This window comes from Candidatus Paceibacterota bacterium, from assembly GCA_035452965.1.
Lineage (GTDB): Bacteria > Verrucomicrobiota > Verrucomicrobiia > Limisphaerales > UBA8199 > UBA8199.
Genome location: DAOTCE010000001.1, coordinates 23,519 through 38,413 on the forward strand (window position 1 = coordinate 23,519; position 14,895 = coordinate 38,413).

The window sequence follows — 14,895 nt, forward strand, 5'->3', positions numbered from 1 at the left end:
TGTCCTGGCGAAACGTCCCTGCCCCGCTTCCCGTTGACGGTCCTCCTCGTCGTGGTAGAGTAGGAGCGACGATGTTCGGCAGGATGCGCGCGCGATCGGCACCGCGGTCAGCGGAGGATTGCGATCCTTGCCGGGCAGTATTGATTTGTTGCCAAATGCTGTGACGCCTCAACCAGTGGAAAAGCTCATGCCCCCCAACCGCCTCAATCGACGTCAGTTCCTGGAACGCTCCGCCGCCGCCGCCAGCGCGCTGCTCCTGACCTCCTGTTCCTGGGCCAGTTCGAAGACCGCCGCCAAACGCACAGCCGTGGACCAGGTGGCACTGGGCAAGACCGGCCTTAAGCTGAGCCGGCTCGGCTTCGGCACGGGCAGCAACAGCGGCAACGTCCAGTTCGCCCTGGGCCAGGAGCAGTTCAACTCGCTAATCCACTACGCCTACGACCAGGGGATCACCTACTTCGACTGCGCGCAATCCTATCGCACCTTCGAATGGATCAAGGGCGCCATCAAGGGACTGCCGCGGGAGAAGATATTCCTCCAGTCCAAGATCCCCGGCCAGCCTGACCAGGTGCTGGCTGCCATTGACCAGCATCGCAAGGTGTTCGATACCGATTACGTGGACAGCCTCCTCATCCATTGCATGACCAAAGACCGCTGGACCGATGAATGGAAGCGCATCATGGACGCTTTCAACGAGGCCAAGGACAAAAAGTGGATCCGGGCCAAAGGCGTCTCCTGCCACAGCCTGCCCGCGTTGCGCGCCGCCACCGCTTCCAACTGGACAGAGGTCCACCTGGTGCGCGTCAATCCGCAGGCCAAATATATTGACGGCGCGAATGAAGGCTGGAACCAGTCCGGCCTGGATCTGTCGCCCGTATTGACGGAACTCCAGACCATGCACGCCAAAGGCCGGGGTGTCATTGGCATGAAGATCATCGGCAACGGCGACTTCACCCAGCCGGAGGACCGCGAGAAGTCCATCCGCTTCGCCATGAGCCGGCCTGAATTAGACGCGGTCGTCATCGGCTTCAAGAGCACCGCCGAGATTGACGAAGCCATCCGGCGCATGAACCAGGCCCTGGCCGAAGCCGCCTGAGACTGGGGTTGACAGGGTGGGGGAGGTTGGCAGGATGCGGCGGAGCAACCTGCATGAACCCAAACCCGCAACTCCTGTGACGCCCCTCAGAACGCTTTATCCCCTGCTCCTCATTTTCGTGGCCGGCTCAGCCTGCCTTCGAGCCGACGAAATCTACCTTCGCGCCAGCCAGATTGGCTACCGGCCCGGGGACACCAAGATAGCGATTGCTTTCGGAAAGCCAGCCCTGCCGGCTTCGTTCACCGTGATTGCGGCGGATACCGGGAAGGTCGTGTTTGAAGGCAAGGGGCAGCCCGTTGCCGGAGTGAAATGGGGCCAGTTTGAGAACCACATTGAACTGGATTTCTCGAACCTCAAGACGCCCGGACACTACGTGCTGCGCGTCGGTGAAGCCCAATCGCTGCCGTTCAGCATTGGCGACGGGGCCTACAGCGCGCTGCCGGATCAATTGCTCGAATTCATGCGCCAGCAGCGGTGCGGCTACAATCCCTGGCTCGACGCGGTGTGCCATCCGTTCGATGGCCGCACGGCCTACGGGCCGCTGACCAACGCCACGCATCTCGACGCCCGAGGCGGCTGGCATGACGCCGCCGACTTGCTGAAGTACCTGCTGACCTCCGGCAATGCCACCGCGCAGATGCTCCTGGCATATCAGTTGGCAAGACCCAGTACCGATCTCGTCAACGCGCTCGGTCAGCCGTATCCCAACGGCATCCCGGATTTGCTCGACGAGGCGCGCTGGGGCCTGGAGTGGATGCTCAAGCTCCATCCGGCGCCCGATCAGCTCTATCACCAGGTGGCCGACGACCGCGACCACACAGGGCGCCGGCTGCCGCACAATGAGATCGCCGATTATGGCTGGGGCAAAGGCGGTCCGCGCGTGGTGTATTTCGCCGACGGCCAGCCGCAGGGGTTGCGGGAATACAAGAGCGTCTCCACCGGGGTCGCGAACCTCGCCGGGCGTTACGCGGCAGCGATGGCGCTGGCCCACCAGATTTGGAAGGACGATCCGCGCCAACGCTCCTTTGCGGAGCGCTGCCTGCAGGCGGGCAAGGAGGTCTATGAACTGGGCCGCGCCAAGGAGGGTGTTCAGCAAGGCAATTCCTACGGCGCGCCGTATCGCTACGAGGAGACAACCTGGGCCGACGACATGGAATGGGGCGCGGCGGAGCTGTTCCGCGCCACGCGCCAGCGCCGCTACCTCGACGAGGCGAAACGCTACGCCAGGCTGGCGGCGTCAGAGTCCTGGATGGGCAAGGAGCAGACCGGCCATTACCAGTACTTCCCCTTCATGAACGTCGGCCATTTCCGGCTGTATGAGGTGGCAGACCGCGCGTCCAAGAAGCAGCTTGCCGGCTATTACCGCGAAGGCATCGAACTGTGCGTGCGCGCCGGCGAGAGAAATCCCTACCGCATCGGCGTTCCGTTTATCTGGTGTTCGGCCAACCTCACCGTCGCCCTGGCGACCCAATGCCTGCTCTACGAGTGTATGACCGGTGACCACGCCTATCGCAGCTTCGCCGCGCGCCAGCGCGACTGGCTCCTGGGACGGAATCCCTGGGGCTACACGATGTTCACCGGGATCGGCAGCGTCTATCCGCGGGACCCGCACCTCATGACGATGCAGTTAACGAAACGCCCGATCCGGGGCGGGTTGGTGGATGGGCCGGTCTATGAGCGCATCTTCAAGTCACTCAAAGGCGTCGCCATCACCGAACCAGACCCGCTTGCGGCCTTTCAGGGTCCGGCGGTTTATCACGACGACGTCCAGGATTACTCCTCGAACGAGCCGATAATGGACGGCACAGCGTCGGCTATTCTGCTCTGGGCGCTGTGCAGCGATCCCCGGTAAGCAGAGCCCGGGGTGCCCACAGCGGGTCCCGGACGCTCTTCAGGCCCGTTGGCGAGGGTAGAACGGCATCCGCGCCCCTGGGCCTGCCAGCCTCATTTTACCCCTGTAAAAGCGTCTGGAAATGACATTGCGGGGCCAGGGGCGGATTTGGTAGGGTATGTATGTGAAATGGGATCCGTTTTGCGGCGGCTCGGCATTGGAGAGTATCCTCTGCCGGGCGGCAGTCGCGCAGTTCGGCCGACTGGCTGAAGACCCGATCCGGGCTTGTCTTCGCGCCCCTTGCCGGAGCACCCGCTCCGCATTCCAGGGGTGACGCGATCCCGTCAGCGCAGTTTTACCAAAGGACTTTACCGCGATCGCAGCCCGTTTCGGCTGCAGAGATTGAGAATATGCCCCGCCGACCTTCAGTTGAAATCAGAGAAATGCAGTTAGATGACATCCCGGCCGTGGTGGAACTGGGAAACACATTGTTTAACGCCGAAACATCTCCCACCCTTTATCGCTGCTGGGAGGAAGCCGAGGTGCTTCAGATTTACAGTGATTACAAGGAGACCAGCCTGGTCGCCACCAGCAACGACAAGGTTGTCGGATTCGCCCTGGGCACGCTGCTGGAGAAGCCCGGCAGTTCGTGGCTCTACGGATGGCTGGACTGGCTTGGAGTGGATCCCTCGTTCAAACGAAGGCGCGTGGCCAAACGGCTCACGCGGCAGATCCAGGAACGCTTCGTCGAGAAGGGAGTCCGCATCATGCTGGTGGACACCTACGAGGGCAACCGCAGTGCCGTTGCCTTCTTCCGCAAGTTCGGCTTCGGGCAGGGCATCCGGCACATCTACATGTCGTTGAATCTGGACAACCACCCCAAGGCCATCGAACGGAAGTTCCAATACGACCTGGGGGACTGACATGTTTCAACTGCTGTTTCCCCAATACAAGAGCCGCCGGTGGGTGTATCTGCCCCTGGGAACCCTTGCGTTGGCGGAACAGCGTCCCGGCAAACCCAATCCCCTGCTGGACCCGGGCTACTGCCAGCGCTGGGTCCGCCGCCTGCATCGGCGTTATCGCGCCAGGTGTTCGTACGGAGGCTGGTTTGAGGACCGTTCCATACTCTGGCAAGGGCACTACATGCAACCCAACCTGGCCTTCCATCTGGGGGTGGACTTCAATGTGCCCGAACGGTCCCGCGTCTACAGCCCGGCGGACGCCGTGGTGATGGAAACCTGGCACGACGAGGACACCAAGGGCGGTTGGGGCGGGCGAATCGCACTGCGAATCAAGCCGCGGCTGATCCTGCTGCTGGCGCACCTTGGGAAGATTTGGGCGCGCCCCGGCAGCCGCGTGCGCGCCGGCCAGTTGCTCGGGAACGTGGGCGACCCGACCAACAACGGCAACTGGTTTCCCCACCTGCACGCGCAGATGGTCCGCGGCAACTTCGCCAAGGTGGATGGTTACGGCGCCTTCTCGGTGGCCAACCAGCGCAAGTTCCCTGATCCGTTCAGGTTCTGGCCGCCGCAGTTCTAGCCAGGCCCGCTGCAGCGCCGGCTACTTACTCTGGCAGGTGCCCGTGAGTTGCGCCTGGGCCAGGATGTGCCTCCCCGTCGCGCGCTCGAGGTCTTTCTCCGTCAGGCCGGTCCTGAGGCCGAGGGCGGCGGCGGGCAACGATGCGGTTGCATCGTCTGCGGGAAGTTCATTCGTGGACCCGCACCAGCGTCTTCACGGCCCGGTTGCCCGCGGCCATGGACCGGAACAGCATGGGTAGCTCGCTTAAAGAGCATTCGCCGTCCACAAAATCATCCGAGCGCACTACCCCCGCTTCAATGAACTCCAGGGCGCGGCGTATCGTCCTGGGGGTGTGGTGGAAGCTGGCCAACAGGGTGAGGTTGGAGTAATGGATGAGCGCCGTGTCGAGCGAGATCTTTGTGCCGGAGGGGCAGCCGCCGAAGAAATTCACCGTCCCTCCCTTCCGGACGAGGCGCACCGCCTCTTCCCAGGTTTCGGGCTTGCCGACGGCTTCAATGACCACGTCGAAGGGCGAACCGGGCGGGGTGGCGTCCTCCGAGGGGCCCGGTTCGGCGGCATTTCGGACCAGGTCCGCCCCCAGGCGTTGGGCGGTCTCCAATCGCTTCTTGCCCCGGCCGGATACGGTCACGTGGCAGCCCAGGTGCCGGGCCAGCGCGACGAACATCAGCCCGATCGGCCCGGCGCCAATCACCAGCACTCGTTGGCCGGACCGCAGTCTCGCGTCCTCGATACCCTGCACCACGCAAGCCAGGGGCTCGACCAGGGCCGCATCGGCATAGGCGGTCTCCGGCTTGAGCCGCAGCAGGTTCTTCTGCACGATCCGCGCCGGGACGACGATGGACCTGGCGTAGGCACCGTTGAGGAACAACAAATCGTCGCACAGGTTTTCTTGGCGGTTGCCGCAGTAGAAGCACTGGCCGCAGGGGGCCGAGTTGGCAACGGCCACCCGCTCGCCCGCGCGCCAGCCCGCGGCGTCGGGTGTGACTTCGGATACGACCCCCGCGAACTCGTGCCCGAAACGGGTGGGCGGAATCAGCATCCGGGCGTGGTAGCCGCGTTTGAAGACCTTCAGGTCTGTGCCACACGTGAGCGCCGCCTCGATGTCCACCCTGACCTCGCCCGCCCGCAAAGGCTGGGGCGGGACCTGTTCCACTCGAATTAGTTCCTTGCCGTGGAGAACCGCAGCTCTCATTGCGCCGTTACTATACACCGGATGCCGGCAGGAAATGGAAGAAAAGTCTCTGCCAGTTTACGCAGAGCCGGAACGGCTAAGCAGGCGCTTGATGAGGAAGCTGCCGACCAGGACCGCCACCACGGCCAGAATAATCCACCAGGGATTCCACGATCCGGCCGTCACAGGGGGCACCACTGCGACTGGCGCGGTGGCTGACGCTGCCGGCGCGTTCGTCGGCCTGGGCATCGGTTCCTCCGCCCCGGTCAATGTGCTGGCCGCAAGTTGCGGCATGGGTTTATCCGCCATATCCGGGTTGGCGGCCCTCTCCGCCGCGTGCTTGGCCTCTTCCTCGGCGACGATGCGCCGGGTCTCCTCCCGGATCGGTTCCAGGTTCACCGGGCGGGCGTTCCACTCGATGCCGTATTGGTGATAGCCCTTGCTCATAAAGGTGTACACATCCAGGGCATGCCGCGCGTTCAGGTCCGGTTCGGGGATGCCGCAATATTTGCGGATTGCGTAGCGCCAGCTTTCGATGTCCGCCTCGGTGGTTTCCGCCGGCTTGGGATTCGCGTCGTAGAGTTGCCGCAGCAAGGCCGCCCCGCCGCGGATGTTCTGGAGCGGGTCCTCCTTTAGCTCGTCGGTGGTCTTGCCGATCAGCGCCGCCGCCTCGACCAGGCTGTGACCGAAATACTCGTTATCCCAAAGCGACATGATGCCGTAGGGCCGGGGCATGCCGGTGTCCGGCGAAGCGGTTTCACCGGGCGGCCATTTCAGGTGTTCCCAGCGCGTCTCGGCGAACGCCACCCCCTTGAGAATGTCGGCCGGCACATTGAACTCCTTGGCGGCCTGTTCGAACAGGGCTGGGTAGTTGGCCTCCTTCATCTTGGCGGTGAACTCGGCAATCGCCTGCTCGCGCCTCAGATCCTCCTCATTCTGGGGGGGCTCAGTGGCCGCGAGAGAATGAATGACCGCGCAGGCAAGCACCACGACTACACAGAGTATTCTCTTCATATCTACACTAAACGCGCACTTTACCCGGCTCTCGCGCAAAAGGCAGCACTTTTTGCGCGCCGAACGGTTTTGGTTTGACACGTTGCCGGGTGGTTTGTTCAAGGCGGCAGCGCCGGGACAAGACTTGCTCACCGGGCCGGCGTCCGCAGTTGCGCGCCAAGCTGGCCGCGGGTGACGCCGAGCTGGTTGAGCAGCTTCAACTCCCGCCAGAGCTGCGAGCCGCTGATTTCACCCCCCAACAACTGGCGGTACTGGGCAATGGTCCGCGCCACCAGATCCGGGCTTTCGCGCAGGAACTCGACCCGGAAATAGCGAACGCCCAGCGCCAGGAAGCGGGGCACATATTCGGCGCCGGTCTGCGCCAGCGCGTTGAAGACCGTGTTGCGGCAACCGGCGTCCGCCTTGACCGGATGCTCCGCGCCGACACGGTCGCGCAGTTTCAGGTCGTGCCGGTCGCAGGGGCGGCCGCAGTTGGTGTAGTCCGTGCCGGTCGAGAGAAAGGCGCAGAAGACACAGTGCTCCATGTGAAACATGGGCATGTGCTGGTGGATGGTGACCTCGAACCAATCCGGCGGCGCGGCCCGCAAGAGCGCCTCCAGTTGCGCACAGTTCAGGTCATACGAAGCGGTGACGCGCTCCAGGCCGAACTTGTTCTTGAAGTAGCCGGCGCTGAGCCGGTTGGCGATGTTGAGCGAGTAGTCGCCAATGCGCCGCTGGCCCGCGAAGAAGCCCAGGTGATCGTAGTTGCGAACCAGGTAGCCGTCGGCCTCGCTGCAGCGGACTTGCTTGAGGGTCCATTCCTCGCCCGTTTTGAAGATGCGCGGCGGGGCGACGAAGATCTCAAGCCGCCGGCCGGTTTCCTCCTGGCGGCGGCGCACCAGCGCGACTGCCTCGCGGTACTTCCTGGGGTCCTCCAACTCGCAGTAGACTGTCTCCACACCGCAGTTCAGGGAGGCTTCCAGCTGCGGCAGGCTGCGCGCCAGCACGATCAAATTCGGCGTGCGGGTTGCAGGCTGCGGGATGGCCGGCGCGGGCTCGGTGGCATCAGCCGTGTGCTCCAACTTCCACCGCCTGGGCTGGGCACGCTGAATCTCCAGTTCCTTCACGACCTCGCGGCGAAGGCGGTTCAGCTCGCTGATGGGCAGCAGAACGTCGCCTTCGAGCAGATTCTTCAATTCGCCCAACCTGAACGGGGTGCCGCCCAGGCGGCCCAACTGGTCCCGCAGCCGGTCGGTGGTGAGCGGTTGCCTCTCCGCGCGCGCCAGCGGCATGACCGAGGCCAAGTGGGCCACGTGGCCAGACTCGTCCCGTGCAATCAGGGTAAGCGATTGGCCGGCCAGGCCCTGCACCTCCATCGAGACCGGGCGCTGGAACCTCGGGGCGTCCCCTTCGTAGCTCTGGCGCAGCCGGCGGTCCAGTTCCGGGTCGCTGGTTTTCCACAGCTTGTCCCCGACATGAAGGCGCGCGAAGTTAATGTCCCCGTGCCCAAAGCGAAGCTCAGCGGGCCGGCCGTTGCGGCCTTCGGACGTCGGCAATCGGACTTCATACACCCTGCCTCCCTCCTCCACCGCTTCTGGATGACCGGCATCAAACACCACTCCATCGCCCGGCTTCAACGGCCCTTGCAGGGTGACCCAGACACTTTGGCCTTCGACACGCGCCACTTCGCCCAGATAGACGCCGCGCTTCTTGCCGAAACGGCCATGGACAAGCCGCTGGTTGTTGGTGCCCCGGAACCAGCCGGCGTAGAGCCCGCGCGAAAAGGCCATTTCCATCCCGTAACGGTCCTCGCGCGTTACCCGCCATTCACCGCCCGCCTGGTCGAGGGCGTTGCGGTAAATGCGGGTGATGTTGGCCACGTATTCGGGGGATTTGAGCCGCCCCTCGATCTTCAGCGAGGCCACGCCGAGCCGCACCAACTCGGGCAGCACTTCCAGGCCGGCCAGGTCTTGGGGGCTGAGTAGGTATTTCCGGTCGCCCAACGGCACGAGCTTGCCGTCGGCCACCAAGTCATACGGCATGCGGCAGGCCTGGGCACATTCGCCACGATTGGCCGAGCGTCCGCCCAGGGCCTCGCTCGTCAAACATTGGCCCGAGTAAGCGACGCACAGCGCGCCATGAATGAAGACTTCCAGCGGGAGGGCAGAGTGACCCGGGGAGACGACCTGCAGCTCTTCGATTTCCTTGAGCGAGCATTCCCGGGCGAGCACGACGAGGTTGCAGCCCAGCTCGCGCGCGAAGTCCAGTCCGGCGGCGCTGGTGATGGTCATCTGGGTGGAAACGTGGATGGGGAAGTCGGGCGAGTGCCGGCGAATCAGCCGGCAGATGCCCACATCCTGCACCACGGCGGCATCCACGCCGGCGGCGATCATAGCGCGCACGTATTGGTCCGCCTCGGCCATCTCGTTCTCGAAGACCAGGATGTTGAACGTGACATAGCCCTTCACGCCGCGCCGGTGCAGGAACTCCATCAGCCGCGGCAGGTCCGCTTCGGTGAAGTTGTTGGCCCGCATCCGGGCGTTGAACTTCTCCAGGCCAAAGTAGACCGCATCGGCGCCGTTCTCGATCGCGGCGCGCGCGCATTCCCAATCACCCGCCGGCGCAATCAACTCGGGCAGGCGGGCTGCCGCACCCCGCTCCGGCACGGCAACAACATTGGTTCGACGGCTCTGCATCAGCGAAATACAACCTAGCCCTCCAGCCGCCGGAGAACAAAGGCATATTTGCGGCGTTGCCCCAGCGCATATGCATGAAGCCGCCGGAGCGCGAGCATCTTGCCCGCTTTCCGGATTGCGGGCCAGACCAGCGGGCCGCGCGCCTTCAGGCAGACGCGCCGGACGTGACGCTTCTATAGGACTTTTCATTCGACAATTGGGCAGAGTTGGACTATAAATATCAGCCAGGCGCGGTCGGGAAGCGCCCCTGGGCTGAGGAGGTCCGGGACAGGGCAATCAAGGCCCAATCATGGAGTAATCATGCTCCAATCATGCTCCAATCATGCTCCAATCATGCTCCAATCATGCTATCAACACCGGGGCAACACGCCGGCAACCCAATCCAATCCCGCGTAAGATCCGCTCGTACTCGCGCGTGGCGTTCGGGGCAGCATGGGCTATGCTGCGGGCGTGCGCATCTTGATAGTTGGCTGCGGATACGTTGGCCTGCCGCTTGGAGCGGAGTTAGCCAAGCAGGGCCATGCGGTCTTCGGCCTGCGGCGGAGCCGAGCTGCTGAAGCCCTTTTGGAATCGGCAGGCATTCAACCGTTGGTGGGCGATATCACCCAACCCAGGCAATTGGCTGCGTTGCCGGCGGGTTACGACTGGGTGGTCAACTGCGTGGCGGCGTCCGGCGGCGGGACGCAGGTGTATCGGGAAGTCTATTTGCAGGGCACGAGGAACTTAATCGAGTGGTTGGGGAACGCGCCGCCGAAGCAGCTTGTCTATACCAGCAGCACGAGTGTTTATGGCCAGAACGACGGCTCCCTGGTCAACGAAGCGAGCGCTACGGAACCCGCGGCCGAGACGGGGCAGATTCTGGTCGAGACCGAACAAGTGCTGTTCACGGCGGCGCGCGAGCGCAAGGTTCCGGCGATGATCCTCAGGCTGGCGGGAATCTACGGGCCGGGCCGCGGCTATTGGTATAAGCAATACTTGAAGGGCGAGGCGCGGATCGAAGGAAGCGGCGGGCGCATCCTGAACATGATCCATCGGGACGATGTGGTGGGGGCGATTCTCGCTGCGTTGAAGAACTTCCGGCCCGGGGATATCTACAACGCGGTGGACGACGAACCGGTGACACAACTGGCTTTCTTCCAGTGGCTGTCGGGCCAACTGGGCAAGGAGCTGCCGCCAGCGGCGCCTGAGGACGCTGGGATCGCGCGCAAACGCGGGGTGACGAACAAGCGAGTCTCCAACCACCGGCTGAAGGCGGAGTTGGGCTGCCAATTCAAGTATCCGACTTTTCGTCAGGGCTACTCGGCGGAAATCCAGCGGCTGCGCCGGGAGGGAGAACTGGACATTTAGACTGCCGGCCGCTGAACGGCGCACGCCGGGCAGGCTCGCTTTACGATTGGCTTCAGCGGCTGAATGTGGTTACATCCCACCCAGTTTATGAGTAAGACGCACCAGTTTACCCGCCGGGATTTTCTAAGAACCTCCTTTGCCACGCTGGCCACGATCAGCATTGTGCCGCGCCATGTATTGGGCGGGCCGGGAGTCACCCCGCCCAGCGAACAATTGACCAAAGCGGTGATCGGGGTCGGCGGGATGGGCAAAGGCCACCTGACCGGGATCAATCCAACCTGCAAGCTATTGGCGGTCTGCGACGTGGATGCGAAGCACCTGGAAGCCGGGCTGAAGATTGGCGGGCCGGATGTGAAAGGTTACCGCGATTTCCGCGAGGTGCTGGCGCGGAAGGACATTGATATCGTCCATATCCCCACCCCGCCGCACTGGCACGCGCTGATCTCGATCGCGGCGGCCAAGGCCGGCAAGGATATCTGGTGTGAAAAGCCCATGTCGCGGACGATCGGCGAGGGCGAGGCCGTGAAAGCGGCCGTTGCGAAATATCGCCGGATTTTCCGGCTGAACACCTGGTTCCGATTCGAGGGCTCTCTATACGGCGTGGGCGTGCCCGTGCGCCTGATTAAGAAGGCCGTGCAGAACGGACTGTTCGGCTGGCCGCTCAAAGTAACGCTGGGCGGCCCAACCGGCTTTGATTGGAAGCAGAAGGAATGGTGCGGTCGCACCAACTTGACCCCGCAGCCTGTCCCGCCCGAACTCGACTACGATATGTGGCTGGGCCCGGCGCCAAAGAAGCCCTACCACCCGCACCGGGTCCATGCGACGTTCCGTGGCTATTGGGATTATGACGGTGGCGGCCTGGGGGATATGGGCCAGCATTACCTCGACCCGGTGCAGTACCTCCTCGACAAGGACAACGAGAGCCCCATCCGGATCGAAGCCGACACCAACCCGCAGGACCCCGATGCGGTGCTGCCGTGGCGGCGGATCTCCATGAAGTATGCCGACGGGTGCGAGATCGTCTTCGACGGAGAGAACAAGGACAAGGATGCGGCCTTCATTGCCGGGCCTAACGGAAAGCTGTTCCGGGATTTCGAGTCCGACATTCCGGATTTGCGGGCGAAGCTCCAGTCCCTCCCCGACCCGGCGCCCCAGCTCACGGACTTCATCAAGGCGGTGAAGACGCGCCAGAAGTTCGCCCTGAACGAAGTCAACGGACATCGTTCCTGCACGCTGGTCAATCTCGCCAAGATCGCCGTCCAGACCGGCCGTGTGCTGCGTTTTAATTCGAAGAAGCAGCGGTTCATTGACGACAAGGAGGCCAACGCGCTGATCCACCAGCCGCTGCGGGCTCCCTGGAAGCTCCGGGTGTAGCTGCCCGCGACGGGGGCATCGGGGACGTCAACCGGGCAACAGCGCTGCGGCGCGGGAAAGCGGCTTGGCCGCACCGGGCAGGTTATGCGATTCTCCGCGGATGCGATATCTGTCCTTGTTGCTCGTTCGACTGCCTGGCTGGTTTATGGCGGCCTCGCTGGCGCTGATGTCACTGACCAGCGCGCTGGCCGCGCCGGCCTTGGAGCTGGCGCTTACGACCAATAGCGCGCCCGCGGGCTATGTTGAAGTGAGCGGCGTGGAAGCCGGGGCCTTCAATCCGCGAATCTGGCAGGCGGGCACGCTTAACCTCGTGCCGGATGTGCGGTCGCCGTTGCTGGCGCCGCAGGGCGGCAAGTTCCGCAACATCTACGCCCCATCGGCGGCGGAAACACCCGGCGGCTACCGCCTGTTCTACGGCGCCTGGGACGGGGTGCCGACCGGCAACGACCGCATTTACAGTGTCACGACGGATTTTGGCTTCCGCGAATTCCTCAACCGCCAAGTAGTCATTGTGCCGGGCGATTACATCCATGTCTGCAATGTCAACGCGCTGCGGTTTACTGATGGCGCCTTTGCCCTGTTCGCGACGGTGTATCCGCTCAAGGACCGGAACAAGCCGGCGTTTTTCCAGAGCGACAGCACCGGCACAAATTGGAACGGCCTTCGCGGCGAGCCCTACACCGTTCAGGCGCGGGACATCGTCCAGATTGACGGATACGCCTATCCCAACGCCGACATCAACGGAATGAACGTGATGCTCCACGAAGAGGGAGTTTACCGCCTTTACTACGGTGACTTCAGCAATCCGGGAGGCACCTTCCGCGCCACGAGTAAGGACGGCAAACGCTACGCCTTCGACGCCCAGGTCTTGAACGGCCCCGGCCTGGTCAACGACGTGAAGAAGTTCCGGATTGGAGCAACCAACTATTTTCTGATGGGGCTGCATCAGAACAGCGCGGTCCTGCTGCAGTCTGTTTCCACCAACGGTCTTTCATTCCCTCCCGGGCGTCTGTTGCTGACCAACCTCGACGCCGCGGACGCCTACATCGTCGCGCTGGGCTGGGTGACGCGCGGCGCGCAGGATTCGCCCGGCCGCAAGCTGCTTGGCGTCCTCTACGGCGCCGGTCCCGTGCCGGCGCTCAACGAGAACAGCCTCTACGCGCGCTGGCTCCAAAAGCGGGTGGTGTTTGTGGCCGACGACGGGACACGCATCGCCGGGACCAAGGCACTCGGCCCGGACCGCCAGCTGCTGGCCGTTCCCAAAGCCGGACCGGTCAGGGGCAAGTTCGAGTTCTACGCCGAAGACGGCCTCACGCTGCTCGGCGCCTCCGCCGCGCGAGCGGTGAGCCGCGGACAGGTGCTGCGCATGCAGGCACAACAGGCTTCACCAGAACCAAAATGAATGTGACCAGCTCTTGTGCGCGACGCATCCTGCTGGCCGCTGCCGTGGCCCTCGCCACAGCCGCTCCTTCCCCCACCTCCGCCGCCGAGACCCGCAAACCCAACATCATCTTTATCCTCGCCGATGACCTCGGCTGGGGCGACCTGGGCTGCTATGGTCACCCCCACATCAAATCGCCGAGCCTCGATCGGCTGGCGAAGCAGGGCACGCTCTTCACCCAATTCTACGTCAACGGCTCGGTCTGTTCGCCCAGCCGCTGCGCGTTCATGACCTCGCAGTATCCGGCGCGGCAGGCGATTCACGGCCATTACGCCACGCGCGAGCAGAACGAGCAGCGCGGCATGTCCAACTGGCTCGATCCGAAAGCGCCGAACGTTGCGTCAGTGCTGAAGTCTGCCGGATATGCAACGGGGCATTTTGGCAAGTGGCACCTCGGCGCCGGACCGGGCGCGCCCGAGCCCGGAGCCTACGGCATTGATGACTACCGCGTCATGAATGGCAACGGCCCGACCTGGGACCTGCCCCCCAGGGACTTCTGGGCCAGGTCTTCGACACTCATTGTGGGCGAGGCCATCCGTTTCATCCGAACCAACCAGGCCCGCCCGTTCTACTTGAACGTCTGGTCGCTGCTCCCGCACGCAACCCTTAACCCGACCGACCAGCAGATGCGGCCCTACGCCCGCTTCGCGCCCGCCCACGGCGTGCCTCACAAGAGCGCAGCGCAGATTTACTACGCCTCCGTGACCGACCTCGACACTCAGGTCGGCCGGCTGCTTGCCGAAGTGGATAAACTCGGCCTCGCCGACCATACGCTCGTCCTCTTCTCCAGCGACAACGGTCCCGAGGACATCCACATCCCCAACGCAGGCCACAGCGGCATCGGTTCAGCCGGACCGTTCCGCGGGCGCAAGCGCAGCCTCTACGAAGGCGGCGTGCGCACGCCGTTTATCGCGCGCTGGCCCGGCCGCATCCCGACCGGCCGCGTGGACAATACTTCGGTGGTCGCCGGGGTGGACGTCCTCCCCACTCTCTGCAAACTCGCCGGCGCGCCGCTCCCCGCCGGCCTCAAGCCCGATGGCGAAGATGTCGGCGACATCCTTTGTGGCCAGGCGCGCCCTCGCGCCCTGCCGCTGTTCTGGGAATGGCGCTTTGGCATCGTCGGCGAGCCGTTCCATCGCAGCCCCATCCTCGCCGTCCGCGAAGGCGATTGGAAGCTGCTGCTCAATCCTGACCGCAGCCGCATCGAGCTCTACGACATCCCGCGCGACCCAACGGAGTTGGCCAACGCCGCGAAAGACCACCCCGACGTTGTGGACCGCCTCGCCGCCAAAGCACTGGCCTGGCAGGCCACGCTGCCCAAAGGTCCCATCGAGTCCGCCGCCGGCAAGGCCAACTACCCCTGGCCGAGCCAGCGTGAAGGTCCGGAAAGATGATTGGTGCAGGCTA

Annotated in this window: 11 protein-coding genes; 8 read left to right on the forward strand and 3 right to left on the reverse strand. The window is 63.9% G+C overall.

The window, feature by feature from the left end; all coding sequences use genetic code 11:
• Positions 1-160 precede the first annotated feature (160 nt).
• The 4 genes from P5205_00060 (at position 161) to P5205_00075 (ending at position 4,466) form a co-directional block, all read left to right on the forward strand.
• Entirely contained in the window at positions 161-1,096 is a 936-nt protein-coding gene (locus P5205_00060; protein HSA08744.1) for an aldo/keto reductase, read from the forward strand.
• 76 nt (positions 1,097-1,172) lie between these two features.
• Positions 1,173-2,948 carry a glycoside hydrolase family 9 protein gene (locus tag P5205_00065; protein HSA08745.1) on the forward strand — a complete coding sequence of 592 codons (1,776 nt, stop codon included), beginning with the start codon at positions 1,173-1,175 and terminating at the stop codon, positions 2,946-2,948.
• A 422-nt stretch (positions 2,949-3,370) separates the two neighbouring features.
• Positions 3,371-3,850, forward strand: coding sequence for a GNAT family N-acetyltransferase (locus tag P5205_00070; protein HSA08746.1), 480 nt, complete (start codon positions 3,371-3,373; stop codon positions 3,848-3,850).
• Position 3,851: 1 nt separating this feature from the next.
• Positions 3,852-4,466 carry a M23 family metallopeptidase gene (locus P5205_00075; protein HSA08747.1) on the forward strand — a complete coding sequence of 205 codons (615 nt, stop codon included), beginning with the start codon at positions 3,852-3,854 and terminating at the stop codon, positions 4,464-4,466.
• A 166-nt stretch (positions 4,467-4,632) separates the two neighbouring features.
• Here the strand turns inward: P5205_00075 and P5205_00080 are convergent, their stop codons facing one another.
• The 3 genes from P5205_00080 to P5205_00090 form a co-directional block, all read right to left on the reverse strand.
• Positions 4,633-5,658, reverse strand: coding sequence for a zinc-binding dehydrogenase (locus P5205_00080; protein HSA08748.1), 1,026 nt, complete (start codon positions 5,656-5,658; stop codon positions 4,633-4,635).
• 57 nt (positions 5,659-5,715) lie between these two features.
• The gene (locus tag P5205_00085) at positions 5,716-6,651 is read right to left on the reverse strand and encodes a hypothetical protein (GenBank protein ID HSA08749.1); all 936 of its coding nucleotides are present in this window, start codon (positions 6,649-6,651) and stop codon (positions 5,716-5,718) included.
• Positions 6,652-6,779: 128 nt separating this feature from the next.
• Entirely contained in the window at positions 6,780-9,326 is a 2,547-nt protein-coding gene (locus P5205_00090) for a DUF3656 domain-containing protein (protein ID HSA08750.1), read from the reverse strand.
• Positions 9,327-9,776: 450 nt separating this feature from the next.
• On the opposite strand from P5205_00090, the gene P5205_00095 reads away from it, so the two are divergent.
• From P5205_00095 to P5205_00110, 4 genes are all read left to right on the forward strand, one after another.
• Positions 9,777-10,673 carry an SDR family oxidoreductase gene (locus tag P5205_00095; GenBank protein HSA08751.1) on the forward strand — a complete coding sequence of 299 codons (897 nt, stop codon included), beginning with the start codon at positions 9,777-9,779 and terminating at the stop codon, positions 10,671-10,673.
• Positions 10,674-10,760: 87 nt separating this feature from the next.
• Complete coding sequence (locus P5205_00100) at positions 10,761-12,047, forward strand: Gfo/Idh/MocA family oxidoreductase (protein HSA08752.1); 1,287 nt, start codon at positions 10,761-10,763, stop codon at positions 12,045-12,047.
• A 100-nt stretch (positions 12,048-12,147) separates the two neighbouring features.
• Positions 12,148-13,449 (forward strand): hypothetical protein, encoded by a 1,302-nt coding sequence (locus P5205_00105; GenBank protein ID HSA08753.1) that lies wholly within the window; start codon positions 12,148-12,150, stop codon positions 13,447-13,449.
• A gap of 2 nt (positions 13,450-13,451) precedes the next feature.
• Positions 13,452-14,882, forward strand: coding sequence for a sulfatase-like hydrolase/transferase (locus P5205_00110; GenBank protein ID HSA08754.1), 1,431 nt, complete (start codon positions 13,452-13,454; stop codon positions 14,880-14,882).
• The last annotated feature ends 13 nt before the right edge of the window (positions 14,883-14,895 follow it).

What these genes read in the sequence shown, in the direction of transcription:
- P5205_00070 (HSA08746.1), top strand. Translation starts at nt 3,371, where the DNA reads ATGCAGTTAGATGACATCCCGGCCGTGGTGGAACTGGGAAACACATTG.
- P5205_00075 (HSA08747.1), top strand. Translation starts at nt 3,852, where the DNA reads ATGTTTCAACTGCTGTTTCCCCAATACAAGAGCCGCCGGTGGGTGTAT.
- P5205_00080 (HSA08748.1), bottom strand. Translation starts at nt 5,658, where the DNA reads ATGAGAGCTGCGGTTCTCCACGGCAAGGAACTAATTCGAGTGGAACAG.
- P5205_00085 (HSA08749.1), bottom strand. Translation starts at nt 6,651, where the DNA reads ATGAAGAGAATACTCTGTGTAGTCGTGGTGCTTGCCTGCGCGGTCATT.
- P5205_00090 (HSA08750.1), bottom strand. Translation starts at nt 9,326, where the DNA reads ATGCAGAGCCGTCGAACCAATGTTGTTGCCGTGCCGGAGCGGGGTGCG.
- P5205_00100 (HSA08752.1), top strand. Translation starts at nt 10,761, where the DNA reads ATGAGTAAGACGCACCAGTTTACCCGCCGGGATTTTCTAAGAACCTCC.
- P5205_00105 (HSA08753.1), top strand. Translation starts at nt 12,148, where the DNA reads ATGCGATATCTGTCCTTGTTGCTCGTTCGACTGCCTGGCTGGTTTATG.